Annotated in this window: 26 protein-coding genes and 3 pseudogenes; 12 read left to right on the forward strand and 17 right to left on the reverse strand. The window is 62.4% G+C overall.

All coding sequences use genetic code 11. The features are described from left to right. Window positions 1-23 precede the first annotated feature (23 nt). Complete coding sequence (locus HYH08_RS32250; RefSeq protein ID WP_220013862.1) at window positions 24-2,180, forward strand: exonuclease domain-containing protein; 2,157 nt, start codon at window positions 24-26, stop codon at window positions 2,178-2,180. A 39-nt stretch (window positions 2,181-2,219) separates the two neighbouring features. On the opposite strand, the gene HYH08_RS32255 is transcribed toward HYH08_RS32250, so the two are convergent. Further along, window positions 2,220-3,464, reverse strand: a complete 1,245-nt coding sequence (locus HYH08_RS32255) for a Gfo/Idh/MocA family protein (RefSeq protein WP_220013863.1) — start codon at window positions 3,462-3,464, stop codon at window positions 2,220-2,222. Between the two features lie 300 nt (window positions 3,465-3,764). Beyond that, window positions 3,765-5,456: a recombinase family protein gene (locus HYH08_RS32260; protein ID WP_220013864.1), complete on the reverse strand. Its 1,692-nt coding sequence runs from the start codon at window positions 5,454-5,456 to the stop codon at window positions 3,765-3,767. A gap of 238 nt (window positions 5,457-5,694) precedes the next feature. On the opposite strand from HYH08_RS32260, the gene HYH08_RS32265 reads away from it, so the two are divergent. Beyond that, window positions 5,695-5,961, forward strand: a complete 267-nt coding sequence (locus tag HYH08_RS32265; protein ID WP_220013865.1) for a hypothetical protein — start codon at window positions 5,695-5,697, stop codon at window positions 5,959-5,961. A gap of 31 nt (window positions 5,962-5,992) precedes the next feature. On the opposite strand, the gene HYH08_RS32270 is transcribed toward HYH08_RS32265, so the two are convergent. Beyond that, the gene (locus tag HYH08_RS32270) at window positions 5,993-6,187 is read right to left on the reverse strand and encodes a DUF3606 domain-containing protein (RefSeq protein ID WP_220013866.1); all 195 of its coding nucleotides are present in this window, start codon (window positions 6,185-6,187) and stop codon (window positions 5,993-5,995) included. A gap of 67 nt (window positions 6,188-6,254) precedes the next feature. On the opposite strand from HYH08_RS32270, the pseudogene HYH08_RS32275 reads away from it, so the two are divergent. Together HYH08_RS32275 and HYH08_RS32280 are read left to right on the forward strand one after the other, a co-directional pair. Beyond that, a pseudogene (locus HYH08_RS32275) lies at window positions 6,255-6,496 on the forward strand (ATP dependent DNA ligase); the annotation flags it as partial. A gap of 60 nt (window positions 6,497-6,556) precedes the next feature. Beyond that, the gene (locus HYH08_RS32280; protein ID WP_220013867.1) at window positions 6,557-6,901 is read left to right on the forward strand and encodes a response regulator; all 345 of its coding nucleotides are present in this window, start codon (window positions 6,557-6,559) and stop codon (window positions 6,899-6,901) included. An 85-nt stretch (window positions 6,902-6,986) separates the two neighbouring features. Here the strand turns inward: HYH08_RS32280 and HYH08_RS32285 are convergent, their stop codons facing one another. The 3 genes and pseudogenes from HYH08_RS32285 to ku all read right to left on the reverse strand — a co-directional run bounded on the left by HYH08_RS32285 (window position 6,987) and on the right by ku (window position 8,917). Beyond that, entirely contained in the window at window positions 6,987-7,655 is a 669-nt protein-coding gene (locus HYH08_RS32285; RefSeq protein WP_220013914.1) for an HAD family hydrolase, read from the reverse strand. Continuing rightward, window positions 7,655-7,991 (reverse strand): annotated as a pseudogene (locus HYH08_RS37565) (hypothetical protein). Before HYH08_RS37565 ends, HYH08_RS32285 begins: the two are co-directional and overlap by 1 nt. After that, window positions 7,988-8,917: a non-homologous end joining protein Ku gene (gene ku / locus HYH08_RS32290; RefSeq protein WP_220013868.1), complete on the reverse strand. Its 930-nt coding sequence runs from the start codon at window positions 8,915-8,917 to the stop codon at window positions 7,988-7,990. The pseudogene HYH08_RS37565 and the gene ku overlap by 4 nt, the downstream one beginning before the upstream one ends. 297 nt (window positions 8,918-9,214) lie before the next feature. On the opposite strand from ku, the gene HYH08_RS32295 reads away from it, so the two are divergent. After that, window positions 9,215-10,033: a 3'-5' exonuclease gene (locus tag HYH08_RS32295; RefSeq protein ID WP_249782305.1), complete on the forward strand. Its 819-nt coding sequence runs from the start codon at window positions 9,215-9,217 to the stop codon at window positions 10,031-10,033. A gap of 150 nt (window positions 10,034-10,183) precedes the next feature. Here HYH08_RS32295 and HYH08_RS32300 read toward each other — a convergent pair whose 3' ends face one another. Together HYH08_RS32300 and HYH08_RS32305 are read right to left on the reverse strand one after the other, a co-directional pair. Continuing rightward, complete coding sequence (locus HYH08_RS32300; protein WP_220013869.1) at window positions 10,184-10,810, reverse strand: isochorismatase family protein; 627 nt, start codon at window positions 10,808-10,810, stop codon at window positions 10,184-10,186. A 197-nt stretch (window positions 10,811-11,007) separates the two neighbouring features. After that, window positions 11,008-11,757: a pirin family protein gene (locus HYH08_RS32305; protein ID WP_220013870.1), complete on the reverse strand. Its 750-nt coding sequence runs from the start codon at window positions 11,755-11,757 to the stop codon at window positions 11,008-11,010. 135 nt (window positions 11,758-11,892) lie between these two features. Here HYH08_RS32305 and HYH08_RS32310 point away from each other — a divergent pair, with 135 nt between their 5' ends. Then, entirely contained in the window at window positions 11,893-12,753 is an 861-nt protein-coding gene (locus HYH08_RS32310) for a LysR family transcriptional regulator (protein ID WP_220013871.1), read from the forward strand. 516 nt (window positions 12,754-13,269) lie between these two features. Here HYH08_RS32310 and HYH08_RS32315 read toward each other — a convergent pair. Beyond that, window positions 13,270-13,575 carry a hypothetical protein gene (locus HYH08_RS32315; RefSeq protein ID WP_220013872.1) on the reverse strand — a complete coding sequence of 102 codons (306 nt, stop codon included), beginning with the start codon at window positions 13,573-13,575 and terminating at the stop codon, window positions 13,270-13,272. A gap of 35 nt (window positions 13,576-13,610) precedes the next feature. Then, window positions 13,611-14,552, reverse strand: a complete 942-nt coding sequence (gene ligD, locus HYH08_RS32320; RefSeq protein ID WP_349631484.1) for a non-homologous end-joining DNA ligase — start codon at window positions 14,550-14,552, stop codon at window positions 13,611-13,613. 286 nt (window positions 14,553-14,838) lie between these two features. Between ligD (HYH08_RS32320) and HYH08_RS32325 the strand changes: the two genes are divergently transcribed. After that, window positions 14,839-15,054: a hypothetical protein gene (locus tag HYH08_RS32325; protein ID WP_228748228.1), complete on the forward strand. Its 216-nt coding sequence runs from the start codon at window positions 14,839-14,841 to the stop codon at window positions 15,052-15,054. Continuing rightward, window positions 15,055-16,731 (forward strand): DNA polymerase/3'-5' exonuclease PolX, encoded by a 1,677-nt coding sequence (locus HYH08_RS32330; RefSeq protein WP_220013874.1) that lies wholly within the window; start codon window positions 15,055-15,057, stop codon window positions 16,729-16,731. On the opposite strand, the gene HYH08_RS37840 is transcribed toward HYH08_RS32330, so the two are convergent. After that, the gene (locus HYH08_RS37840) at window positions 16,689-16,937 is read right to left on the reverse strand and encodes a hypothetical protein (RefSeq protein WP_220013875.1); all 249 of its coding nucleotides are present in this window, start codon (window positions 16,935-16,937) and stop codon (window positions 16,689-16,691) included. The two genes, HYH08_RS32330 and HYH08_RS37840, sit on opposite strands and share 43 nt — an antisense overlap. On the opposite strand from HYH08_RS37840, the gene HYH08_RS37570 reads away from it, so the two are divergent. Continuing rightward, on the forward strand, window positions 16,833-17,294 hold the full coding sequence (locus HYH08_RS37570) for an MOSC domain-containing protein (protein WP_349631486.1): 462 nt from the start codon (window positions 16,833-16,835) through the stop codon (window positions 17,292-17,294). The two genes, HYH08_RS37840 and HYH08_RS37570, sit on opposite strands and share 105 nt — an antisense overlap. 13 nt (window positions 17,295-17,307) lie before the next feature. Further along, entirely contained in the window at window positions 17,308-18,255 is a 948-nt protein-coding gene (gene ligD / locus HYH08_RS32340) for a non-homologous end-joining DNA ligase (protein ID WP_220013876.1), read from the forward strand. A gap of 28 nt (window positions 18,256-18,283) precedes the next feature. Here the strand turns inward: ligD (HYH08_RS32340) and rnhB are convergent, their stop codons facing one another. Further along, complete coding sequence (gene rnhB / locus HYH08_RS32345; protein WP_220013877.1) at window positions 18,284-19,108, reverse strand: ribonuclease HII; 825 nt, start codon at window positions 19,106-19,108, stop codon at window positions 18,284-18,286. Window positions 19,109-19,369: 261 nt separating this feature from the next. On the opposite strand from rnhB, the gene HYH08_RS32350 reads away from it, so the two are divergent. Continuing rightward, window positions 19,370-20,473: a DNA topoisomerase IB gene (locus tag HYH08_RS32350; RefSeq protein WP_220013878.1), complete on the forward strand. Its 1,104-nt coding sequence runs from the start codon at window positions 19,370-19,372 to the stop codon at window positions 20,471-20,473. A 113-nt stretch (window positions 20,474-20,586) separates the two neighbouring features. Here the strand turns inward: HYH08_RS32350 and HYH08_RS32355 are convergent, their stop codons facing one another. Together HYH08_RS32355 and HYH08_RS32360 are read right to left on the reverse strand one after the other, a co-directional pair. Continuing rightward, the gene (locus HYH08_RS32355) at window positions 20,587-21,042 is read right to left on the reverse strand and encodes a vanadium-dependent haloperoxidase (protein ID WP_220013879.1); all 456 of its coding nucleotides are present in this window, start codon (window positions 21,040-21,042) and stop codon (window positions 20,587-20,589) included. 29 nt (window positions 21,043-21,071) lie between these two features. Continuing rightward, complete coding sequence (locus HYH08_RS32360; protein WP_220013880.1) at window positions 21,072-21,830, reverse strand: hypothetical protein; 759 nt, start codon at window positions 21,828-21,830, stop codon at window positions 21,072-21,074. 130 nt (window positions 21,831-21,960) lie between these two features. Between HYH08_RS32360 and HYH08_RS32365 the strand changes: the two genes are divergently transcribed. Then, entirely contained in the window at window positions 21,961-22,692 is a 732-nt protein-coding gene (locus HYH08_RS32365) for a winged helix-turn-helix transcriptional regulator (protein ID WP_097661455.1), read from the forward strand. Window positions 22,693-23,355: 663 nt separating this feature from the next. Here HYH08_RS32365 and HYH08_RS32370 read toward each other — a convergent pair. The 3 genes and pseudogenes from HYH08_RS32370 to HYH08_RS32380 all read right to left on the reverse strand — a co-directional run bounded on the left by HYH08_RS32370 (window position 23,356) and on the right by HYH08_RS32380 (window position 24,703). After that, a pseudogene (locus HYH08_RS32370) lies at window positions 23,356-23,771 on the reverse strand (hypothetical protein). A gap of 20 nt (window positions 23,772-23,791) precedes the next feature. Next, the gene (locus tag HYH08_RS32375; protein ID WP_220013881.1) at window positions 23,792-23,992 is read right to left on the reverse strand and encodes a hypothetical protein; all 201 of its coding nucleotides are present in this window, start codon (window positions 23,990-23,992) and stop codon (window positions 23,792-23,794) included. Between the two features lie 144 nt (window positions 23,993-24,136). Further along, window positions 24,137-24,703 (reverse strand): hypothetical protein, encoded by a 567-nt coding sequence (locus tag HYH08_RS32380; protein WP_220013882.1) that lies wholly within the window; start codon window positions 24,701-24,703, stop codon window positions 24,137-24,139. Between the last annotated feature and the right edge of the window lie 17 nt (window positions 24,704-24,720).

Raw genomic sequence — 24,720 nt, forward strand, 5'->3', positions numbered from 1 at the left:
CGATTCCTGCCGCGAAGGTCCGCTTGGCCAAACTTCCGCAACTGCCGGTCTACTATTACCTCGACCATTTCGCCGAAATGCTGGGGTTCGTGCAGCGGACGTACGCCCCCGTGCTTGGTCCAGAGCATCACGCCTTCATAGCGCGGTTCGAGGCCCTTCCAAGAGATGCGCGATGCCTGCTGGTCCGGATGATCAACAGGCGCGGTGCCATATTCAACCGATCCCTGTTCAGCTACCCCGAGATCGATGACGTCGAGCGGGCGGCATCCGATCTGACTGCGGCCGGTCACGCACGCGAACTCGGCGAGGGGGACTATGCGGCCTTCGTCTCATGCCTGCCGAAGGACGTCCTTGTGACTGGTGCGCAGGCGGCAGGGCGAGGAGACGTCCGCAAGTCCTGGTCGAAGCCGAAGTTCATCGACTACTACCTTGAGCGCATCCCATTTTCGGTCGCCGCGCAGCACTGCGGCGCCCGCAACTTCATCGCCCTCGACGGTACGCGTCCGATCGAGTTCTTGCTCTACCTCTACTTCGGCAAGACCGAGGTAGATCTGAAGAACTTCGCGCTGCGCGACCTGGGAATTCTCCGCACCAACCGCGAGACCTCGTTCAGCGCGCGCTTCACCGATGCCGAAGAGGCGCTCGCCTCCTTCCACTACAGCCGGGTCTTGGACAGCCTGGAGGACGGATCGGAGGCTGTTCACAGAGTGGCCGCTATCGACGTGCTGGCCGGACCCGCCTGCACAACCGAGTTCGCCGCCGATCTCCGCAGCCAAGCAGCGCATCAAACCGGGCTTTTCTTCGAGAAGGCGGGCGAGAGCGATCTCGCCCGGCAGCTCTATCGTGCCGGGCCTTGCCCCGACTGCAACGAGCGCTTGGTTCGTCTGCTCTACAACACCGGCGACAAGGCCGAGGCCGAGGCGCTGCTGCAGCGGATGATCGATGATCCCGCCAGCGATGGCGAGCACCTCTTTGCCACGGACTTCTACGCCCGTAAGTTCGGCGGCAGACGTACAGGGCTCCACACCGAACTGCTACGGTCCGGCCGCACGATCACCGTCGACGACACCTATCGCGGCAATCCCGAGGCGGGCGTCGCCGGCGTGATGCGGCGTCAGGGGACCCAGGTCTTCTTCACAGAGAACGTCCTGTGGCAAAGCCTGTTCGGCCTGCTGTTCTGGGACGAGCTCTTTGAAAATACCCGGATGGCCAGTGGCTTCGACTGGCTGCCCCACTGCTTGAAGGATCGCAGTTTCCGTCGGCTGTACGCCTCGACGATCGACGAAAAGCTGGAGGCCGTCGCATCTGGATCCTCCCTACCGTTGATACTCCGCACCGTCGCAGCCAAATGGGGCCGCCCGAACGGGATCTTCAGCTGGGATCATGTGCAAGTAGAGGCGCTGCGCGCGCTGCTTGAGGGATCCGATCCGGCGGGCGTCGCTAGCATCGTTGGCAACATGTGCGACGACTTCCGCGGCATGCGGGACGGCTTTCCGGACCTGATGCTGGTGCGCGACGGCAAGGCGTCCTTCATGGAGGTCAAGGCGGAAGGGGATGTGATCCGCCGCAACCAACTGACCCGGCTTCGCCAACTCGGCGCCGCTGGCATCACGGCCGAAATCGGTCGGGTCGACTATCGTTTCGATCCCGAGCAGGATTACGTGGTGGTCGACATCGAGACCACCGGCTCATGGTCGAACGGCGACCGCATCACCGAGATCGGCGCGGTGAAGGTTCGCAACCACCGCGTCGTGGACGAATGGCACTCGCTCCTCAACCCGCAACGTTCCATTCCGGCAAAGATCGTCCAGCTGACAGGCATCACCAACGAAATGGTGCGGGACGCACCGGTGTTCGCCGAAGTGGCGGACCGGTTCATGGAGTTCATGAGGGACGGCATATTCGTCGCTCACAACGTCAGCTTCGACTACGGTTTCATAGTCTATGAATTCGAGCGGATCGGGCGGCGCTTCAGGTTTCCGAAGCTCTGCACGTGCGCAGGAATGCGGCGTCGCTATCCGGGGCACAAATCGTACGGGCTGGGGAAGCTCTGCGAGGCCTACGGGATCGAACTCGAGAATCATCATCGAGCCCTTTGCGATGCGCGAGCCTCGGCGCATCTGCTGAACCTCATCAATCGAAAGCGGAGCGAGGAAGAACTTGACGCCGAAGCTGCGTAGACCTCTTCAATTGCAAGCTCGAACCGCTGTCGCTGAATATTAGTCCATTCTGACGACAGTCCGCTGGTCCGCCGATCTGTAGATTGCTTCCATGAGGTTCATGTCGCGCAAGCCTTCCTCGCCCGGCGTGTTCGGCTGCCTTCCGGTCAGCACGCATTCGGCCATGTGATCGAGTTCGAGGGCGAAGTGGTCCTTCGCTGGGACCTCCACCAGGGTTTCGGTTTCGCGGCCTTCGATTGCATGGCGCACCGTCAACCGCTGACCTTTGTACAGATAGGCATTGTCCAACAGCAGATTGCCGCCATCCAAATGGACCGCCAGCCTCGACGCCCTATGGATGCCGTAGCTGCTCGAAAGGTTGGCCATGGCGCCGGAAGGAAATCGCAAAATCCAGGCGACGCTCTCTTCAACTTCGCGGAAGCGCGGGTCGCCCGCGGGAGAGTTGATGCGGGCCTCGATCTCGACGGGCTCTTCGCCGGTTATGGCTCGCGCAGCGTTGAGGCAGTAGATGCCGACGTCCGGCAGCGACCCGCCTCCAGCCATCGCCCTGCGGAGGCGCCACTGCTCGGGATCTCCCTGGTTCTGTCCGTTGATCGAATCGATCAGCTTGACCGGGCCCAGGTCCCCGCTTTGGGCGCGACGGATGACCTCGAGGTGATGAGGCTGGTAGCGGCATCGATAGGCGATCATCAACTTGACGCCCGCCGTGGAGCAGGCGTCGATCATCGCTCGAGCGTCTTCCGAGTTCGTCGCCATAGGTTTTTCGCAGAGCACGTGCTTTCCGATCGCCGCCGACCGGAGGACGTATTCCTTGTGCATCGAGTTGGGCAGAACGACGTAGACGACCTTTACGTCTTCGATTTCGCGCAGTCGCTCGAGCTCATCATAGCCGAGCAGAGCCTCCGGCCGAACGCCGTATTGGCGGCCGAGCACCGTCAGCTTGTCCCGCGATCCCGAAACCAGCGCGGCTAGTCTGCTCTTCTTGGCTTGCCCGAACGCGGGCAGTATCTGCTCGACGGAAAGTCGGCCAAGTGCGACGACGGCAAAGCCGACCCGTTCGTTAGCCGGCAACGGTCCTTCCGCGTTTCCCTCACTCGCCTCATTGGACCTTACTATGGATGGGAAGCCGACCTGGCCATCTTTACTAAACCCACTGTCTACAGAAGCGGCTTGGGCGAAGCCCGTCCGCGAGGCGTTCACCGCCAATAGAGTGGCTGCCGAAAGTCCGAGTGCGCCGCGACGGGTCAGGGTTGAGCGAATGTTGTCGATGTCACGCTTTGTCATCGCACTCAAACCGGTCAGACCACCGAGGGGTTCCTGTGGCGCGGGTGCGATCCGACGAATAAAAGATTTTCATTCAGTGATCCGAAGAGGCCGCAGAGACGTCCCCGTACTCCGAACTGCAGGCGGAAAAAATTCTGATAATGCGAATTCTACTTGCTCCGTCGGGCAAAACAGTGGTTCATAAGGCGCTGGTCCTCGCAGATACCGGAGCCAGCCCGATGGCGAATGACGTCGATACCTCCTCGGAACTGTCCAAGATTGCGAAACTGAACGGTGACTTCCGAAGGAACTACGGCACTCTCATCGGTGCGATTTTGTATCTCCGCACCGTGAGCGCCGCCCGCCGAAGCCCTTGGCTTTGGGCCGGCCTGATCTCGATCGCTTTTTCGGCGGTGCTGAACTGGTTGGGGCGGCACGGTTGGTTTTTGCCAGCGTTGCCTTGATGGCCGCGAACAGTGCCCCCCTTTCCCGGTAAAGCGCCCCGCGATGGCGACGAAGGGAGCCGGATGCGAGCCAGACGTAGCGTCCCGATCTCAACGAGGCAGGCAGTAGAACGTAATCCTCGATCTCGCGATTTGCCGCATCCAACCGCATCACGGCAAGGAGGCCCGATGAGATTTGCCTTCGATAGGCCTTCCATTGCGCAGCGTGGTCCTCGCCCCGACGCGCCAGCTGCCGCGCGACGAGAAACGAGACCACCCGCTTGCCTTCGACATCGACGCCGATCCCGTCCGGAGCGAGCTCCGGCCGAAGACCAAGGTCGTTTCGCAGCAGCTCCGCGAGTTCGGTTGCGTGCCTCGCCTGTTCGGAGGCCCAATGCTCCCGGGTATCGATCCAATCGCAATCCCGCGGCGACTTGTATCCGATCAGCGAGTAGGCTTTCCGCAGCGAGCCGAAATGCTTCACGTACGACGAGACGTGATTGAGACCAAGCGTCGTGTTGATGATGTGCGAATTGAGCTTTCCACGGCGGCGTAGCGTGAGACGAAGGCGCAGCAGCATCTCATCTTCGGGAATCTCCACACGCCGTTCGGCCAGCAGTTTCTGGGCTCGAGCGAAGATGCTGGGGTCCACGATAGGCTCGATAGCCGCTGCGCCTCGGACCCATGCGTGTTCCGGATTCTTGACGAGCTTCTGTCCCAGACGTCGCGAGGTGCGATTGTAGATGGTCTTCCCGATGTAGTTCTCGTTCGCGAGGATGGTCGGGATCATGCCGTCGGTCCACGGCCGACCGTTGTGATTGGCGATGCCGGCATCGTTCAGTTGGCGCCGGATGTCGCTGTAGGATTTCCGGCCGTTGACAAACTGATCAAAAACGATCCGGACCACGGCTGCCTCCTCACCGGAGCCGGGCTGTAGTCGAACGCGATCCGATTGCAAAGCCTTAAACTGGCCCTTTTCGAGGAAGCCCTTCGGATGCTCGCTCTCGTCGACCATCAGGCGCCGGAGGCCGTAACCAACGGGGGCGCCGACGCGGTACCCCAGGCTCGCGACTCGGCAGTGTCCAGCGTGCACCTTGACCGAGAGTTCCCGGCTCCACTCTGCGGCCATGCCGCGCTTCAGACTCTTGGCGATACCGGAAACGAAGGTGCCGTCGTTCTTGAAGAGCTCCGCGCAGTATTCGACCTGGACGCCGCTCCGCTTGCACAGGAATTCGTAGTAGGCGCTCTCGTCGACGTCCTGGAAGCGGCCCCAGCGACTGACGTCGTAGACGAGGATGTGATCGAAGTCGGCCTGCCCCGACTGCACGTCCTCGATCAGTTCGATGAGACCCGGCCGTCCCTTAATCCGGAGGCCGCTGCGGCCCTCGTCCGCATAGGTGCGGACGATCGTGAGAGCGTTCGCCTCGGCATAGGTAGCAATGCCCGCCATCTGGTTCTTGATTGAGTAGCGCTGTAGCTCCCTCGACATCCGGACGTATTGCGCCGCGCGGCGGGCTCGGGTCCGCTTCGCTAGGCCTGTCCCCTTGGGAACGACAAGCCAGTTGCCCATGCACCCCTCCTGCTACTTCAGAGGTACCAAGTCTAGCAAATACACCTTGCGCGCTCGGGCTGGCAATGCCGATCAAACTTGAGGTCCGGGTTCATCCGGCCAGCGCTTCTGGTTTGTGCACAGCGCCGCGGAACAGGGGGACAAGCCTCAGCCCTACCGATTGCGAATCCCTGACCTGTGCTAACCGCTCGGAACGAGCAGACGGGCGGAAGGATTCGTCCTCGCAGGAGCGATCTCGATGCTGATGACGAAGGAAAGACGACCGGCGATCCGGACGCTGCGCGGCTGGGCGATCCACGTGCTGCAGGAGGCGGCCGCCATCCATGAATGCGCGGAGCACGGATGGGCGAAGGACCGGGCGGACCCTCACGCCCGGGAGCGCGCCCTCGATCTCGCCCGTCAGGAGCCGCCTGCTGGCCTTTCTCCGGACCAGGCCATCGCGGAAGTTCGGGATGTTCTGGATTCCATCGGAGACACTTGCCCGGAGTGCCTTCCGGAAAGTTGAGCCGGCCATTGTGAGGCCGGCCCCGAGCATCTCAGCGCGCGAGACGCTTCTCGACCCGCTTGCGGGTGTTGCCGACCTTCTTCACAGCCTTCTTCACGGCCGATGCCGAGCGGCCAGTCTTCTTGGCTTCGTAACCCACTTCGTACTTCTGCCCGCCGGCAACCTTGGCCCGGTCCTGATTCCGACCGCGTGCGGTCTTCTTCGTAGTTTTCTTCGCTGAAGCCATCACGGCTCCTCCTCGTTGAACGATGTCGTAGCAACGTCACAAGGATTCACGGGTTCCGGAACGATTCCGCTCGCGCCCCGACCTCGTCTACGCCGGCAAAGTCGACCATGGATTTGACAAGGCTTCGGCTGCAGACCTGCGGAAGAGGCTGGAGCCGTTGATCCGGAAGACCCAGGCGTTCAAGAGCGCACCTCGCACAAGGGCATCTGGGTCGAGCCGAAGCTGTCAGCCGAGATCGCATATCGCGCGAAGTCAGCGGAAGGAAAAGTCAGGCACCCGTTCCTCAAGGGTCTGCGGGAAGACCTGTGATGGCGCCACCTCGAACCAAATCGGCGTCTCCGGATTGACACCCTGGCCTAGGAGACCCGGATGTCGAACTTCGTAACTCTTCTCGTCGAGGACGACCCGCTGCAGCGGGAGATCATGTCCGACCTGCTGCGGGACGAAGGCTTCGAAGTCGTCGAGTGCGCGACGGGCGAAGCGGCGGAGCTTATCGTGGCCTCCACCGGTCCCGAGTTGCAGGCGGTGGTCACGGACCACAACCTGGCCGGTAACATGACCGGCTTGGACCTAGCGGACTACGCGAGGGAGCGTCACCCCTTGCTCAACATCGTCGTGATGTCCGGCAAGGAAGTCGGTCGGCTGCCACCGCGGACCGTATTCCTCCAGAAGCCCTTCGCGCCCCGCGAGCTTTTGGATGCCGTCAGAGGCTGACCGGAGCGTATCGGCTCGTCATCCTAGTTTGGATCGGGCCGCCCGATTGCCGGGAACGATGGGAAGGCAGTTAAGCGGCTGAGTTCTATGTCCGCTCCGCGAGCAGCGAATGCTTGAAGCGGGCGAACAGCGACGCTGGGCCTGGATACACCTCGACGCATCCGGCGTGTCGCAGCGACTGCTCCGTGAACCCGCCGCAGAGAACGCCGATCGTGTGGACGCCGGCCTTGCCGGACGCTTCCGCATCGTAGGGCGTATCTCCGACGGCGACGGCGGCGGGACCGTCGAGCTTCAACTTCCGGAGCACGACGTCGAAGATGTCCGGCGCGGGCTTCGACTCCTCGGCGTCCTCCGACGAGGCGATGACGTCGATCAGATCGGCAACGCGCGCAATATCGAGGTACTCGGCGAGCTCGTCCTTCTTGGCCGACGAACCGACGGCGATCCGGATGCCGGCGTCTCGGACGCGCTTCAGGAGATCCGGGACCGCGGAGAACGGGCGCACCAGCGGCAAGTATTCGCTCTTGAAGCGCCGGCCGCGCCATTCCTCCAGATCGTCGCCGTGATCCCGCTGCGCGTCCTCGGATAGGAAGTGCGGGATAAGCTTGTCGCCGCCTTTGCCGATCTGGCTCCGGGCTTGCTCGAAGCTGACGTCGTGGCCAAACTTCACCAACGCTTCCTGCCAAGCGAGCGCATGCAGATCGACCGAGTCCACGAGAGTTCCGTCGACATCGAAGATGGCTGCCTTTGTCATCATGTCCCTCCGGGGCGCGACCGCGCTAACTTCGTGTACCATTCGGCGTAAGGCGTGTTCTTCGCCATATGGCGGTTAAGGTCCGGCGATCCATCGGCCCACCCAGACCGGCCCGCGTTCGCCGAGTGCTCTCTTGGTGTCGTCCACGGCGCGATGAGCGGTCGCCTCGGCATCCGGATCTGCGTTGGCCTTCGCGTCCCGGACCGCTCGCCTAGCCGCCATCAGCCGCTTCGTCAGCTTAGATCTCTCGGCCTCATCCAGTTCCGGATTTGCCAGCCGCCACAGCCGACCGCGGACGACGAAGTACCGGCCATCCGGAGTGACCGGGTGCTTCACGCAGACTTCCGCCGCGCCCCGGCCGCCGGCTTCTTGGCCGAGTTTTCCTTGGCAGCCCTTTTGCCGGCGATCGGCATCAGCATCTCCTTCTGGCCAGCGGAAGCCTTCTTCGCCTTCTTAGCCGGTTTCTTCGGAGCCTTGCTTTCGGCCGCTGCACCGCCGACGCTTCGGCGCAACGCCTCCATGAGGTCCACGACGTTCTCGCCCTTCGGCCGGTCCTTCGGCACGATCGGCTTCCCCGCCCGCTTCTGGTTGATGAGGTCGACGAGCGCGGTCTCGTATTGATCCTCGAACTTGTCGGGCTCGAAGTTGCCGGCCTTCTGCTCGACGATGTGCCGGGCGAGGTCCAGCATGTCTTTGGTCACCTTCACGTCCTGAATCTCGTCGAAGTATTCCTTCGGGTCGCGCACTTCGTACGGGTATCGCAGCAGCGTCCCCATCAGGCCTTTGTCCAGCGGCTCGAGTGCGACGATGTGCTCGCGGTTCGTCAGCACGACGCGGCCGATCGCGACCTTGTCCATCTCGCGGATGGTCTCGCGGATCACCGCGAAGGCGTCATGGCCGACCTTTCCGTCTGGACGCAGATAGTAGGGCCGGATCAGGTAGCGCGGATCGATGTCGGCCTTGTCGACGAACTCGTCGATCTCGATGGTCCGGGTCGATTCCAGGGCCACGTTCTCGAGCTCTTCCTTCGTCACCTCGATGAAGGTGTCGGTGTCGACCTTGTAGCCCTTGACGATGTCCTCGTTGGGCACCTCGTCGCCGGTGTCGGCGTCGACCTTCAGGTACTTGATGCGGTGGCCGGTCGCGCGATTTAGCTGGTTGAATGAGACTTTCTCTGACTCGGACGTCGCAGGATAGAGGGCTACTGGGCAGGTCACGAGGGACAGACGCAGGAAGCCTTTCCAGTTGGCGCGGGGGGCCATTAACGCGGTACTCCGGGTGACGGTGCTGGATTCAAGACGAATGGAGCCTGCCGGTTCCGACATGTTCCGGGCCGGTCAACAGGAAAATTGACCATCTGCCCGCAGCGCCCCCGGCCACGTCCGAAAACGTCGTGAATCGCTTGTCTTCCGGGTACCTCGCGCAGCTTTTGGCCGGTATTGTGGATCCATGGACGCGCTGACCCAGCCCATGAGAGACGGGCATACTCTGGACGCGGCGGACCTGGCCGCAATGGCCCAGGCGCTGGCCCGGTCGACCGATTACAGGTCCTTCGACGCTTGATCCCCCGATCTCCCTACACACCGGCCGCCGGGCAGGAGGTCAGGACCGGCATCTTCCTCGACACGGAGACAACCGGCCTCGACCACGCCAAAGACGAGATCATCGAGCTCGGGATGGTCAAGTTCGACTACACGCCAGAGGGGCGGATCGTCGGCGTCAGAGACACGTTCTCCGCTTTCAACGAACCGAGTGCGCCGATCACCGCGGAAGTGACGGCACTCACCGGGATCACCAACGAAGTGGTTGCCGGTCAAAAATTCGACGATGCCGCCGTCACGGCGTTCGCCGAAAGCGGGGTCATTACGATCGCGCATAACAGCTCTTTCGACAGAAGGTTCGTCGAGCGCTACTGGCCCGTTTTTGAGCACAAGGCCTGGGGCTGCAGCATGAGCGAGATCGACTGGCGCAAACACGGCTTCGCGGGAGCGCAACTCGGCTATCTGCTGAACGGTGCGGGTTTCTTCCACCAGGCGCACCGGGCGGTCGACGACTGCCACGCTCTGCTCGAAGTCCTCGCTTTCGAACTGCCGACAACGGTCTCGCCGGCGCTCGCGCTCCTGCTCGAGGCCGCTCGCAAGCCGACGCTGCGGGTCTGGGCGGAGCAGTCGCCGTTCGAACTCAAGGACTCGTTGAAGAAGCGCGGATACCGCTGGAACGACGGCAGCGATGGGAGACCGAAGAGCTGGTTCATGGACGTCGACGAGTCCGCCCTCGACGACGAGATCGCGTTCCTGCGCAGCCAAATCTACATGCAGGACGTCGAGCCCACCGTGCAGAGGCTGACCGCTTACACGCGCTTTTCGAGCCGGGTCTGAAGCGAGACGGTTGTGCGGGATGTGCTGCGGGGAGCGCAACTGCAAGGACGCACTACTCTCTGACACCGGCTTGAGACTGAGTTAGGACGCCGTCCCAGCATCGGCCGAGGCGGCGTCCTTGCAAGGTTATCGCGTGGGCTAGGACGGCCTTCAACGCGCCGGGCCTTTCGCTGCCAGGAAGCCGGCCATGTTGTTGGCCGAGAACGGCAAGTGGTCGCCCATCAGCTTGGCGTGGGCCTCACCCGTCGGCGAGGCCCAGGAGCCGAGGAGTTCGGCGCCGACCGCGACCCAGGTGATCGGCACAATTCCGGCCTGCACCATTCGGGCGACCGCGGCGTCCTCGACCAGCCTGCTCCAGGTACCTGAGGCGTCTAGCACGGCATAGACCTCGTAACCCAGCTTCTTGGCGGACAAGGCTGCGAAGGCCACACAGACCTCGGTCGAAATGCCGGCGATCAGGAGCTTCTTGCGTCCGGTCTTCTTCACGGCGGCGGCGAAATCCTCGTTGTCAAAGGCGTTGATCTGCCCGGGCCTGTGCACGATCGTTGCATTCGGCAGGCCTTGTTCGACGACCGGCATGATGGGTCCGTTCGGGCCGTCGTGGGCGCTGGTGGTGACGACCGTCGGCAGCTTGTAGATCTGCGCGATCGTGACGAGCGCCTTCACGTTGTTGATGAACTCGGGCGGGCTCTGGGTTTGCACGCCGTTGGCGAGTCCGGTCTGGTGGTCGACGAAGAGGACGGCTGTGTTCTCGGCGGTGAGGCGGTCGTAGGACATGGCATTTCCTTCGGTTTGACGTTGCTTCGGTGTGTTCGACGCCCTCAACATGACGTCGCAGATGCCGGATCACTAGCCAGCGAAACGGCTACTCCGCGTCTCGAAAACAGGAACACGAGAGCGCGTGTGGACGCACGAAGGCAGAGCGCCGGCACCCCGATCGGAGGTGCCGGCGCTCTGCTTGGAAGCCATTCGTCTCAGGCGCGGAGGAGAACGTTGCCGCTGAACATGCCGCCCTTGAACACAGGCGCGCCGGCATCGGTGGAGAACAGCACCAGATCGGACTCGGTCGTGGCCGCGACCTCGACCTCGTCCTCGGCCAGGAACGCTCCTTCGCCGGTCTGAAGCCGCCACGCACCGACGCCGATCTCGCCCGAGAAGACGTAGAGCAGTCTCACCGCGCCCGGAGTGGGGATGAGCGGAAGCGACACGGTTTTCCCCGCGGCCACGCGGATGTCGTGCACCCAGGCTTGCGCCCGTACCTCGAATGGCGCGCCTTCGGGAGCCGCGAGCAGCCGCCATACGTCGCGGCTCGTCGCTTCGCTGAAGGCGCGGAATTGCACCTTGGGCTCGAGCGACGGAGCATGGGGGCGCAGGAATATCTGCAACGCCTCCTGCGGTTCAGTGCCGAGAATCGTCTCTTCGTGCTGGAAGGTATGGCCCGCGTTCATCATCATCAGTCGCGCCGGCCGGATCTCCTCGCGGTTGCCGACCGTATCCTTGTGGAGCATCGATCCGACGCGCACGTAGGTGAGGATCTCGTCGTCGCGGTGAGGATGCATCGCGATGGTGTGACCTGGATGGATGCGCGCACGGTCGATGCGACCGATCGCGCCGATCCCGCTGTCGTCCGTGCCGAGCGTCAGCCCCGGATGGATGATCTCTAGCGAGAAGCCCCGATCGGGGTCTCCTCGTCTCGTGCCGCGTTTCATCTTCGTCGTCTTCATGGCTCGTTCCTTTCTTCGGCGGGACGTCGGCGGCAGCGCCTTCGTCGTATTAACCAAGCCAAAGGTATCGTCGCGACATCAGGCACAATAGATGCGGTTCATGGTATCTCGTGTCGCCCAAAGAGGGACGCGAACATGGAATTTGAAGACCTGCGGACCTTCGTCGAAGTCGCCGACGCGGGCGGCGTATCTGCCGCTGCGAGGCGCCTCGGTCTCGCCAAGTCGATCGTCAGCCGGCGGCTGCTGCGCCTGGAAGATGAACTTGGAAGCCAGCTTTTGTCCCGGAACACCCGCGGTGCGGTCTTGACCGAAGCAGGCATCTCCTTCCGCGAGCGTGCCGCCCGCATCTGCTCGGAGATGGAAGCCGCGCGTGAGGAACTGTCTCCGGACGGCGACCTTCGCGGGCTGCTTCGGGTTACTGGACCGGCTTCCTTCGGGCAGCATTTCGCGCCGGCGCTCGCCGCCTTCGCAAAACAACACCCTCTGCTGCAGGTCCACACCCGCTACAGCGACCGCTACGTCGACCTGGTTGCCGAGGGGTTCGACTGCGGGATCAGGGTCGGTTATCTGCCGGATTCGAACCTGGTCGCCCGCCGCATCGGTTCGTTCTCCGTCGGTCTCTACGCGAGCCCGCACTACGTGCTGGAGCATGGCGCGCCGGAGAAGCCGGAAGACGTGCTCCGACATCAGGCCGTGATGATAGGTACCGAGAGTTGGAAGTTCGCCGATGGGCGAAAGACCATTCCGGTCAACCCGCAGGGGCGCTTCAAGTCGGACAGTGCCATCGCGATCGCCGAAGCCATCGCGGCCGGGATCGGCATCGGCGCCCTTCCGGATGTCATCGCGAAGCCCTACGTCGCGTCCGACGGCCTCGTCGCTGTGATGACCCGCTACCGTCTGCCCGAGGTCGGCATCTTCGTCGTACGTCCACCCGGCGCGCATCTGGCCCGCAAGGTGAGGGTGCTTATCGATGTGCTTGCGGAAAGGTTCGGCTGACTTTTCGTCTAGCTCGCTAGAGCGCTGATGTCTCAATCATTCTCCTGGGCAGCACCGCGCCTGCAGCAGATTATTTCTCCTTTTTACTCGCAATCGTTCTCCCTTCTGCGATTGTTGAACCCCTCGGTGACTGAGCGTCGTTGCGCCGAGCGCGGCTTGGGCCGAAAGTAAAGCTGGGCAATGGCGGGAATAGTCAAAGTGCTCACGAATGGCTCCCGTTTAGAGCCAGCTCACGCTGCTGCGGAGGCCGCGTGTGTGTCACTTCCGCTCATTGCTCCGATTGGAATTTCGACCCCACAAGGATCATCAGTACAGTGGCAATGCCATATGGATTAGCGTTGACAAAACCGGTCTGAAGATTCGTCACCCGAAGGCCTTGATTGATCTGCGGTTGCCATACCGACAATACGCTGCCGGTTGCCGATGCCATGCGCAAATCAGCGCCATTGTCAGACAGTCATATCGACGTCCCTTCGCCGGCCGACCCTTTGCTCTGGACGTCGTCCCGGGATCGTCTCACTCCATCCGCGCCTTGACTTTCAGATCGCGGATCCGGATTTCGGCTTCTTCCTTCGAAGTCACGATCTCCGATTCGTCCGGCACGCGCGCGATTGCACTGAGCCTCTTGAGCTCGTCGAGTTGTTCCGTGGTGGGCTTTTCCATCTTCGCATCCTTGAGCGCCTGCACAACGGTTCCGTCGTCGAGCACATCCAGCAGTCTGTTTATGGTTTGCTCGCAATTTCTGGGGCCGGGCTCGACATGCCGGGCCAAGATGCCTTGTGCGTCTTCCAAGGCCTTCGCAACTCGCCTTTCCGGATCCATGACCGGTACCCCACATACTCCGCAGGAAAACGCGGCTATGAACGGCGCGTTCCTTTGCTGAGGCCCTTGAACGAGCTGGCCCGCAGAAGGCCTTCGGAGGTGATGTCGCGGTACTCGATGTCGGCATAGAACTCGGGTTCGACCCACGTGGCCTTCGGCTTCCTGATGGTCTTGGTCAGCTTTTGCTTCGGGCTTACCACGGTGTCGAGCGTCTTGCGTATCTGCGCCGAGGTGGTTCGGCTCCATCCGGTCCCGACCTTTCCCATGTAGACCAGATCCTTGCCTTCCTTCTTGCCCAAATAGAGCGCGGCCACGCCGGATGGGTCCTTGATGAAGCCGACCACGGGAAACTTGCCCTTCTGAACGACCTTGATCTTCTGCCAGGCCTCCACCCGATCCGATCGGAATGGTGCGTCCACCCGCTTGGAGACGATGCCTTCGTAATTCAGCTTGCTGGCTGCGGCGAACAGTGCCTGGCCGTCTCCTTCGTGGTGCTCGCTATAGAGGACGGGCTCCTGGAGGTCGTGCTCCTCAATCAGCTCCTTGAGCAGCCTCTTCCGCTCGATCTGCGGCTCCTTGCGCAGATCTCTGCCGTCCCGCCAGAGCAGATCGAAAGCGAAGTAGACCAGTCGATCCTGATCGCCCCTGCCGAGGTCTGCCTGCAGCTCGGAGAAGTTCGTGCGCCCATCATGGATGACGACGACCTCGCCGTCGACGATGGCCTGTCCTTCGATATCGAAGGCACCCGCAATTCTTGAGAACTTGCTGATCCAATTGTAACCGTTGCGGGTGTAGGCCCGTCGGTCGTCACCGTCGATGCGGAGCTGGATGCGGTAGCCATCGTATTTGACTTCGTGAATCCATAGAGGTCCTGAAGGAGCCTTCATCTTCAGGGTCGCCAGTTGGGGTTCGATGAACCCCGGCATAGTAGGGACCTCCGGCTCATTGGCCCGAGGAGCCTTGATACGCTTTGCCACGCCACCAAACTCACAAAAAACCGCCGCCAGGTTGGGGGCCGACTGCGATCAGTCTACCTACCTTAATCAACGAGTCTCGCAACTTCGAAGGCAGCGAGGAGTTCCCAAGAACGTACTGTTCGCAAGGTTTCGGGTTTGCGAGGTCGCGACGGGCGCCGATGGGCGGTCCAGTCCGTCTCAGAGCGCATCGAACTCTCGGCGAGAGCCGGCGTTTACTGACATCATGTCAGACGCATTCGATTACTTCCGCGCCTACGCTGTCCGAGCTCTCTGCAATGCGAGATCCATGCCGCGGGGCAAGATGAAGCATCTGCAACTGGTGGCCGGCCGGATCTACAATCTCCTCAAGAAGGAGGCTGCCTACGGCCCCAATGTCCAGCACCTTGAGGACTTTCGCGCAGCCCAGAAGCTCGAAGCCTCCCTCGATCGCCGGCCAAGTGACCGCTCCGGCAGCCGCGTTGCTCCGGCGGTGCCGCAAGGCTCGGACCGGGGGGCTGGCTGAATGCCTTCGCTCGACGCGCGCGGTGTGGCAAGCCTTCTGCGAGAGTACGCACAGCGGACCGCATTGCGAGGCGGCAATCCCTACCGGGCGAAAGCCTACTCTCGGGCCGCCGACAGCCTGGCGGCTCTTATCGTTCCCTTGGACGTGCTCATCGACGAAGACCGACTTACGGAGATCCCGGGGGTCGGCGACGCGATCGCCGACATCATCACCAAGCTTCACAAGACGGGCAGTCACCCCAGCCTCGAAAAGCTGCGGAAGGAGATCCCCGCGGGCGTGCTCGAGATGCTCGCTGTACCCGGCCTTCGTCCGGAGAAGGTGCTGCGCCTGTACAAGGATCTCGGCATCGGCTCGCTCTCAGAGTTGGAGGCCGCCGCCAAGGATGACCGCATCAAGAAGGCGAAAGGACTCGGCGCCACGCTGCAGACCAAGATCCTGCAGAACCTCGCGATCGCCAAAAGCGGAGAAGGCCGCCTCCACCTGCACCGCGCCGCCGCGCTGCTCGCGCAGGCGGAGGACTCGATCCGCAAGTCTCGCCCCGAACTGAAGCGTGTGACGATCGCCGGCGATTTCCGCCGCGGCTGCGAACTCGTCGGCGATCTCACGATCGTTGCGGAGGCTGCCAAGCACAAGACATCGACGCCATCGGCCAACGGGCTGCGAATTCAAGTTTCCGACCGCAAGCACTTCGGCGCCGCCCTTCTCTTCGCCACCGGCTCCGCCGCCCACATCGAGCAGCTCCAAGCCTTGGCCGCCGAGAAAGGCATGCGGTTGGATGCTGACGGCCTCCACAAGGGGCGCACGCTGATCGCCGGCGAGGAGGCCGACATCTATCAAGCTTTCGGCTTGCCCTTCATCGATCCGGAACTCCGGGAGGGGCGCGGCGAGATCGAGGCGGCCCTGAAAGGCAAGCTCCCGAAGCTCGTCACCGACCAGGACCTGCGCGGCATCCTTCACTGCCACACCGATGCCTCCGACGGCACCGAGACGCTGGAGACCATGGCTAAGGCCACGCGCAAGCGGGGCTTCGAGTATTTCGGCGTGGCCGACCATTCCAAGTCCGCCCACTACGCAGGCGGCCTCTCCGTCGAGGAGATCGCGCAGCAGCACCGTGAAGCCGACCGCCTCAACAAGCGTTTCGGCAAGGACTTCCGGATCCTCAAGGGTATCGAGTCCGACATCCTGGCGGACGGGTCGCTCGACTATGACGACGACGTTCTGGAGCGCTTCGATTTCGTGGTGGCCAGCATCCATGGGCGCTTCAAGTTGGACCGCAAGGCGCAGACGCAGCGCCTGCTTCGGGCTATTTCCAACCCTCACACCACCATCATCGGCCACATGACGGGGCGACAGCTCCAGCGGCGGCCGGGCTATGAAATCGACGTCGAAAAGGTACTGCGGGCCTGCGCGAAGCACGATGTCGTCGTCGAGATCAATGCCCATCCATGGCGGCTCGACTTGGACTGGCGCTGGCACCAGGCGGCGCTCGAGTTCGGTTGCATGATGAGCATCAATCCCGACGCGCACTCGATCCCCGAACTCGACCACATGCACTGGGGCGTTCAGATGGCCCGCAAGGGCGGTGTCCCTGCCGACCGCGTCCTGAACGTGATGACGCTTGCGGAAATCACGCGCTACCTTCGCCAGAAGCGGCGCTCGCTCGCCCGCGCCGCCTGATGTCGCAGGGCCACGATCCGGCGCTCGAGGGCAGGGTCGTGGCGGTCGCCGCCGATCGCGGGCATCACTTCAGCAAACCAACTCAGGAGCGCATAATCCTGGTGGAAGGCCACGGCGTAGAAGGCGACGTTCACGCCGGCCCGTTCGTCCGACACCGCTATTTGGCACGCCGCCGGCCCCGCCTGCCCAATCTCCGGCAGGTCCACCTGATACCATCCGAACTCTTCCCGTCTCTCCTCAAGGCTGGCTTCGAGGTTGGCGCGGGCGACCTCGGCGAGAACGTCACCACCGTCGGATTGGACCTCGAACGGATGCCGCTCGGGACCTTGATCGAGCTCGGACCCTCCGCGGTCGTCGAGCTGACTGGCCTCCGGACGCCCTGTGTCCTAATTGACCGCTTTCGAGCCGGCCTCAAGCGGCAGGTACTGTCGCCGGCGGAAACGGGCCCTCCGTTCAAATCCGGGGTGTTGGGCGTGGTCCGGTCCGGGGGACCGGTCGTGGCCGGCGACAGCGCGCGGGTTCGCCTTCCATCTTCCTCGTTTCGGCCTTTGCCGGCCCTATAGAGAGACTTCTACCGTGGCCCGAAAATCGATCCTGCCTCGCCGCCTGCAGCCCATGCTGGCCACCCTAACCGATTCACCGTTCGACGATCCCGATTGGATATTCGAGGACAAGTTCGATGGTTTTCGTATGGTCGCGGAAATCCGGCGTGGACGGGTCGCGCTATACAGCCGTAATGGGAAGATCATCAGCCACTCCTACGTGGAGGTCGCGAAGGCGCTTGAGGGCGTGAAGGCGGATGCCGTGATCGATGGCGAGCTCGTCGCGATCGGCAAAGACGGCGTCTCTCATTTCCAGTTGCTCCAGAACGCCCTGCGCCATGAGGCCAAGCTTCTGTACTGCGCGTTCGATCTCATGTTCGCGGACGGCGAGGACCTACGCGCGCTGCCGCTCCTTGAGCGCAAGAAGCGGCTCAAGGCCATCCTGCCGCGCCATAAGCTGATCGCATTCAGCAACCACCGCAAAGGCAAGGGAACGAAGTTCTTCGCAGAAGCCGAGCGGAGGCACCTCGAAGGCATCATGGCCAAGCGCGCCGACAGCCCGTACGCGTCCGGACGCCGGACCGCCAATTGGCTGAAGGTAAAAACGGCGCAGCGGCAGGAGGTCGTGATCGCCGGCTTCACGGCGCCGAGGCGAACCCGGCCCTTCTTCGGCGCTCTCGCGCTGGCGGTGCGGGAAAATGGCGGATGGCGGTACATCGGCCACGTTGGCACCGGCTTCAGCCACCAGGTTCTCGAAGAGCTTCACGGCAAGCTCCTGAAGCTCAAGACGGCCAAGTCCCCCTTTTCCGCCAAGGTGAAGGATGCGGAGGTCACGACCTGGGTGCGTCCTTCGTTGGTCGCAGAGGTGAAGTTCGCGGAGTGGACCAGCAAGGGAGAGCTGCGCCAGCCAGTCTATCTCGGCCTGCGGTCCGACAAAAAGGCCAAGGACGTCGTTCGCGAAAAGAGTTGGTCGCGGGAATAGTGCCGTCTAGACCAAGTAATCGACCTGTTCAGCCGGCGGCTCGCTCGGATGCAGAAGGCCACGGCGGCAGGGGCGGCAACCCGAGAGTCTTGCGTACTGGTCCGAACGACCGACGGTGAGCTGCGCATGCGCCGAGCCTGGCAAGAGCTTCATAGTGAGCCGGCACGGGGTAGCCTTTGTGATCCGCGAAGCCGTAGCCAGGGTGACGCGCGTCGAGGGTCCGCATGACGATGTCGCGCTCGACTTTCGCGAGGATCGACGCCGCAGCGATGCTGGCTGACTTGGCATCGCCCTTAATGATGGCCTGCTGAGGGATGTCGATCTCCTTCAATCGCTTGGCGTCGATCAGCAAGTGTTGCGGCGTCAATCCCAGCCCCCGGACCGCACGCTGCATGGCCTGGATGCCAGCCCAATAGATGTTGATCGCGTCGATCTCCTCGACCTCTACGAACGCCACACACCAACTCTCTGCCTTTGCCTTGATCTCCTTCGCGAGTTCTTCGCGAGCCGCGGCGTCGAGCTTCTTCGAGTCATCGATCCCGACGATCCGCGTGCCGGGTTTCAGAATCACCGCGCCCGCGGATACTGGCCCCGCAAGAGGGCTCATTCCGGCCTCGTCCACGCCTGCCACAGCATGAAGGCCGCTTTCCCAGAGAGAGGTCTCGAAGCGCAGCATCTTGCGGAGGCGCTGCCCCTCGGACCTGTTTTCGAAGCGCCTCTTATCGATCGAAGCCAGGATCGCGCGGGCTCCCGCGCGAGCGTCAGCCCGCAGGATCTGCTCGACGCTGGCCTCGAGCGGTCGTTTCTCGACGACATAGCGCTGACGCAATACATCGAGCGAATATTGGGACATAGCGGACCTTCGCACAGACTAATTGGGAAAGCGTGTCCGTAAACTTTGTGGCGATTGTCTGAAGCTCGGCCTTGCAGCCATCGTCGGCCTGCGCAGCGGACCGTCGAAAGGAACCGCCGGCTTCAGATAGGGCAAGTATCTTGCGCGGCCACTGATCTTATCTACGAACCGCCGATCTCACGAACGGAACCAACCGCTGTCTCCGTTCCTTTAGAAAGGAGTGGAGCCTCGATCCCTGGGTGCTTCCGAGGGAACAGGCCCATGCTCCGAGAGACTCGCAACGAAGAACAGGTTCTGGACCGCACCGCCGAGGTCGCAGCAGCCATTGCGGAAGAAGGTCTTCGCTATGTCAGCGACTCCGCGCCCGGCTACACCCGCAAGCGGACGGGGACTACCTTCAGCTACTACGACAAGGACGGCAAGCGCATCACCGATGCCGCCGTCATCCGGCGCATCAAGTCCATCGGTATCCCGCCGGCCTATGAATCCGTTTGGATCTGCCCCTCGGCGAACGGCCACATCCAGGCGACCGGGCTCGATGCGCGGGGCCGCAAGCAGTACCGCTACCACGCGAAATGGCGCGAGCTGCGCGACCAGAACAAGTACGAACACATCGTCCAGTTCGCAGCCGCGTTGCCCGCGCTGCGCGACCGTGTCGCGGCCGACATGAAGCTGGAAGGACTACCTCGCGAGAAGGTTCTTGCCACGATCGTCAGCCTTCTGGAGAAGACTTTGATCCGGGTCGGCAACGCCGAGTATGCCGAGAAAAACAAATCCTACGGGCTCACCACCATGCGACGGAAGCACGTTGCGGTGGGTCGCGGCGTCCTTCGGTTCGACTTCACGGGCAAGTCGGGCAAACAGTGGAAACTTCGGGTCGAGGACAAGCGGATTGCCGCCATCGTGAAGCGCTGCGCGGAAATCCCCGGACATGAGCTCTTCAAGTACCTGGACGACGACGGGCAGCCGCGTACGGTCGATTCCGGCGACGTCAATGCTTACATCAAGGAGATCACGGGCGAGGACTTCAGCGCCAAGGATTTCCGCACTTGGGCGGGGACGGTTCTGGCGGCGTTGGCGCTGACCGAGTTCAAGAAGTACGACAGCCAGGCCGAGGCGAAGCGCAACGTCGTCGCCGCGATCGAAAGCGTCTCCAAGCAGCTCGGGAATACGCCGGCCATTTGCCGCAAGTGCTACGTGCACCCGGAAGTCCTGAACGCCTACATGTCCGGTGATCTTGTCAAGATGATCGAAGCCAAGATCGCTCGGAAGTTCAAGCGACAGTATGCCAAGCTCACGTCGGATGAAGTCATGGTGTTGGCGTTTCTCCGCAAACGCCTCGATTCTTTGAAGGCCCCCGACTAGTGCCTCCTGCGACGCTTACCACGCTGGCGGCGCCGCGAAGGACGGCCTACCCTATCTTCATGCCTGGACTCGCCAAGCGCACCGGCCGGCCTCGGTCAAATAACTGTTGTTAGTCACTTAGACGCGCTTTCCACCGGCCTGAGAAGATTCTTGACGACGTACTTGCCGATCTCATACCCCATCTCACGACCGACCCTTGTCGAGAACCGATAGTGAAAGCCTGCCCAAACCCGGGCTTCGGACACCTCGTTGATGAATGATTTAAGGTCTGTCCAGCGGCGCTCAGCCCCCGGCGCAGTGGTGCTCGTCATGCTGATCTCAGAGAACGTGGTCGTACCCAATGCGGCTTCGAGAACCGCACACATAGCAGACGCCTGCACACAGTGAGCGCATGGGTATTCTGGGTGCATCGGAGTATCCGCGATCGGACGCCACAATGGGTCCCTCTCTGTTTCGGCGTTGTCATCCCTGTCGCCATTGCGGATCGCCGTAATCGGCCGCCAGAAATTGTAGTGGTACTTGGCGTCGAACACTGCAATCAGGCTGTCTGCCCGAGCGACGGCGATCAAGGCAAAGATGCGGGAATTATCGGTTTGGTCTAGCTTCTTGCGGCTATCAGAGCGCGTGCGAGCGGATAGAACACGTCGCCGCCGATCGAGATCCAGAACTTGGCCGCTTCGGTCTGATCCGCGGTGCGGGACTTGCTGTCGAAGCGGCCGACTTTGGAAATCTCGTTGAAGTCGTGCGCCCATTCCGAGCTGGAGAGCGCAACGGGCGGCTCCGGTCGGAATTGGTCAGCCTTATTCATCGCGAAGGGTCGAACGCCCGGCCACTGTGCGACGACCAGGCTGGGCGTCGGAACGTAGACGCCCGGAGTGGTGATGGGCCGATGGCCGTCGGGCGCGGCGGACCCGTCGTCCTTTCTGTTCGTCAGGATTTTCGCGGCCACCGTTTCGCCAACTCTAATGCCTTCTTCCTTCGCTGGGCCGTCGGGGACGCGCTGAAGGTCGTTGCTGAGCGCTTGTTTGAGCTCGGGCGCGTTTGCCTCCGGGCTGCTCGCGAGTAGTACGGTTGCGGCAGCAACGCCTGCCGCTACTTCTTTGGAGACTTCGCGGCTGATGTGAAGCTTGGTGAGGAACGGTGCGTATCTCGGCTCCACTGAGTTGGTTGCATCGAACATGGCGAGGTGCATCATCGCCAGCACGCGCTCTGCCGCCGGCGGTCCCAGCTTTTGGGCCAGCAGCAAAGTGACAGCTCGCTCATTCCAGTCTGAAATGACATCCGCAAAGGCAGAAGTGACAGGGAGCGACAACATCAGTCCGGCGAGAATGCTGCGGCGCAGGGGTGCTCGGTTCATGTAGGCCTCCGTTTGCTGCGACCGACCAGGCGTGAGAGCCGGGCGCGCCGAGGCAAACATCGCTACCGGTTCCGCTCAAGTCTGTTTTTCGAACTAGCGAAGCAAAGCCTTCGGTGGTTCAATCGCGATCATGCAAGACGGCTATGACCAATTTTGCCCCATCGCTAAAACGGCTGAGGTACTGGCGACGCGTTGGACGCCGCTGATCCTGCGCGAATTGATGGCTGACAACCGAACATTCAACGATGTTCATCGTGGCGTGCCGCTTATCTCGAGAGCGGTCCTTGTGACACGACTTCGCGAATTGGAAGATCAAGGAATAATCGAAAGGCGCGCGCGGTCCAACGGGACTGGACACGAATATTGGCTTACCCCCGCTGGCGAGGCACTCCGGCCGATCGTCAGCGAGATGGGACATTGGGGTCTGGTACACGCGCGGGATGCGATCAAGCCGACGGACCTTGATCCCTTCTTCCTTGTATGGGGTTTCCGAAAGAGGGCGGTTCGGGACGCCATTGATAAGAAAGTCGTCGCTCGCTTCGAATTCGCCGGCGTGCCGGCCAACCGAACGAAGTACAGCATTCTGTGGCTGGTCCTCGATCCGCAGGGCGTAGACGTCTGCGCCAAGGATCCCGGCTTCGCAGTCGACGTTATTTTCCGCGGCAAAATCGCCGATTTCGTTGCGGTGTACTTGGGATATCTGCCGTGGCGGCAGGTCGAAGGCAAAGAGATCATCGTGGAAGGGACAGATCGTCGCCTGATCAAGGAGGTGCCGACGTGGATCCGGCTCGATAAAATCGTCGGGCGCGACTTTCCTGTCGTGAAGGGAGTTGTCCGCGAGCGCACCACCGGAGCGATTTAATCGGCCGCCCCATCGGCGGCGTCTTCCGCGGTGTGTCGCAGGCCGCCACGGGGTCGGATCGGCCGGGGTGTCGAAGGCGACGCCCAGCCGGCCCCTCGTCACCATCGCTATATCACCGTCCGCGGGCCAGCTTCCCAACCTGCAGCAGGTTCACCTCATCGCGTCCGGGCTCTTTTAGACCCCTACAGAGCCGAGTTCGCAGTCGCAGCGGAAGACTTGGGCGACATCATCACCACCACTGGACATCTGTGCCCCTAGGGATGTTCATTGATCCCATGCCACGGCGGCCATTGAGCGCCCGTGCGCCCTCCTTGTGTCCTGATCGCTGCCGGACCGGCTGAAACGGCAGGTGCTCTCGTCGGCGGAAACGGGCCCTCCGTTCGAATCCGGTGTGCTGGACATGGTACGGGCCGGGGGCGTTCGCAGCTGGTGATGCCGCGCGGGTTCGCCTTCCGTCCTCCTCGTTGGACCTCTGCCGGCTTTGTAGGAGCCGGTGCACAACTCGGCTCGCCGATCGCCGAATCGAAGCTCGTCCGGTAGGTCGGACTGGCATGGCCGCAAACAAGGTAACGGCGGTACGCTTGGGGCTGGGGAAGTAACCGGCAGTCCGGCACTATCCAAGCCGCCGCGCGTACCGGCGGCTTTTTCTTGGCCTGATCCTACTTAGGAAGCGTTGGCCCTAGCCCTTTCGCGCGCCTCGCGGCGCCGTTCCCGACGTTCGCGGCGGCGCTTGGCCCGGTCGGCCGGCTGCCGCAGCGGAGGAACCAGTGTCGGCGAAGCGACGACCGTCTGCTCAACCGAAGGCACCGGAATGGGCTCCGGCGCAGCAGGGCGAGCTTCCATGAACTCGAGCACAGCCCGTCCCTTTACAGTGATCTTCCAGCCGCCGCTGATGCGTTCGACCAGCCCTTGTGACCAGATGTCGAGATCCGGAACCCGTGCCGCGAGCCGCCTGTCCGGTCCGCCCAATCGCGGCCACTGGTCGCCAGAATTGCCATGTCCCGCTTGAGGTCCTCCATGACGGCAAACCCGTCCGGATATGCCGCCAAAATCTTCAAAACGGTGACCTGGAAGTTCACGCCCGCGTCCCGGTTTTCAGTTAGCGCCACATGGTGGGCGCGTGCGAAAGGGCCTTGCGGCCGACCTGTCTGAGGTCCTCGGGACAGAGCTCGCCGCCATTGGCGGCCTCCAGGATCTTCGAAGCCACACGCGTCCGCGCGCCGATCTCGCGCTGCGGAAGACCCTCGCACACTTCGTCGAAAACCGCGCGCAAAAGCGCCGTGGTTGCCATGTCGAACATGAAATGCCCCCAACAAGGGAAAGTAGCATCTTAGCCGAGTTTTCCCGATCTTACGATTGAGGCATGCTAAGTTTGCGGATTTGTGCTCGGGGATTAGGGAGCGACGCTGACGTGCCGAAATGCGAGCTTCGAGGTAGCGCCGAGTTATAAACCTAACGCGATCTCGGCCCACTTCAACATGCGATCGCTGTTGAGGAATGCCAGCACCGCTGGCTCCAGTGAGCCGGGTACGCCCCGTCCAACCAAGGCCGTTGCAGCCACCATGTCGCAGCGCTGATTGAAAGCGAACGAAAGCGCTGCGTTACCATTTCCCTCGACCCGATACGCGCGGCTGCGGCCTTGCATGGGCCCAACGACAATCTCCCGACTGGCACCGATCGGCGTTGTCTTACCAATCAGCGCCAAGTCGCCCATTTGCTCGAGGTCAGTATCGTCGGCGACGCCGGTGGTGCAATTGCAAAAGCCGAGCTTGGCGCGAACGTAAAGCTGGACCTCACCGCCGCAATCGTTGGCATTGCAGCGAAACGCCTTGCCTTTCCCCCAAGGATCTACCCCGAAGGGCCACTCGGTTTCCGTCCACACCGGGCGGATCTGCCCGGTTGCCGCTCTTGCACGTGTCAGGTCGCCGGATCGCAGCATCCAGACCGCAGCGACCGCACAGAACAGTGCCGCGGCTGCGCCGATCGCGGTGAATTTGCTGGTCAGACGCATAGCACCTGCCGCCGAAC

The organism is Bradyrhizobium sp. BR 10289 (assembly GCF_019455385.1).
In the GTDB taxonomy this organism is placed as follows: domain Bacteria; phylum Pseudomonadota; class Alphaproteobacteria; order Rhizobiales; family Xanthobacteraceae; genus Bradyrhizobium.

Coding starts and splice junctions, on each gene's coding strand:
- HYH08_RS32255 (WP_220013863.1), bottom strand. CDS start 3,464: ATGACAAAGCGTGACATCGACAACATTCGCTCAACCCTGACCCGTCGC.
- HYH08_RS32260 (WP_220013864.1), bottom strand. CDS start 5,456: ATGGGCAACTGGCTTGTCGTTCCCAAGGGGACAGGCCTAGCGAAGCGG.
- HYH08_RS32265 (WP_220013865.1), top strand. CDS start 5,695: ATGCTGATGACGAAGGAAAGACGACCGGCGATCCGGACGCTGCGCGGC.
- HYH08_RS32270 (WP_220013866.1), bottom strand. CDS start 6,187: ATGGCTTCAGCGAAGAAAACTACGAAGAAGACCGCACGCGGTCGGAAT.
- HYH08_RS32280 (WP_220013867.1), top strand. CDS start 6,557: ATGTCGAACTTCGTAACTCTTCTCGTCGAGGACGACCCGCTGCAGCGG.
- HYH08_RS32285 (WP_220013914.1), bottom strand. CDS start 7,655: ATGACAAAGGCAGCCATCTTCGATGTCGACGGAACTCTCGTGGACTCG.
- ku (WP_220013868.1), bottom strand. CDS start 8,917: ATGGCCCCCCGCGCCAACTGGAAAGGCTTCCTGCGTCTGTCCCTCGTG.
- HYH08_RS32300 (WP_220013869.1), bottom strand. CDS start 10,810: ATGTCCTACGACCGCCTCACCGCCGAGAACACAGCCGTCCTCTTCGTC.
- HYH08_RS32305 (WP_220013870.1), bottom strand. CDS start 11,757: ATGAAGACGACGAAGATGAAACGCGGCACGAGACGAGGAGACCCCGAT.
- HYH08_RS32310 (WP_220013871.1), top strand. CDS start 11,893: ATGGAATTTGAAGACCTGCGGACCTTCGTCGAAGTCGCCGACGCGGGC.
- HYH08_RS32315 (WP_220013872.1), bottom strand. CDS start 13,575: ATGGATCCGGAAAGGCGAGTTGCGAAGGCCTTGGAAGACGCACAAGGC.
- HYH08_RS32325 (WP_228748228.1), top strand. CDS start 14,839: ATGCCGCGGGGCAAGATGAAGCATCTGCAACTGGTGGCCGGCCGGATC.
- HYH08_RS32330 (WP_220013874.1), top strand. CDS start 15,055: ATGCCTTCGCTCGACGCGCGCGGTGTGGCAAGCCTTCTGCGAGAGTAC.
- rnhB (WP_220013877.1), bottom strand. CDS start 19,108: ATGTCCCAATATTCGCTCGATGTATTGCGTCAGCGCTATGTCGTCGAG.
- HYH08_RS32350 (WP_220013878.1), top strand. CDS start 19,370: ATGCTCCGAGAGACTCGCAACGAAGAACAGGTTCTGGACCGCACCGCC.
- HYH08_RS32360 (WP_220013880.1), bottom strand. CDS start 21,830: ATGAACCGAGCACCCCTGCGCCGCAGCATTCTCGCCGGACTGATGTTG.
- HYH08_RS32365 (WP_097661455.1), top strand. CDS start 21,961: ATGCAAGACGGCTATGACCAATTTTGCCCCATCGCTAAAACGGCTGAG.
- HYH08_RS32375 (WP_220013881.1), bottom strand. CDS start 23,992: ATGTTCGACATGGCAACCACGGCGCTTTTGCGCGCGGTTTTCGACGAA.
- HYH08_RS32380 (WP_220013882.1), bottom strand. CDS start 24,703: ATGCGTCTGACCAGCAAATTCACCGCGATCGGCGCAGCCGCGGCACTG.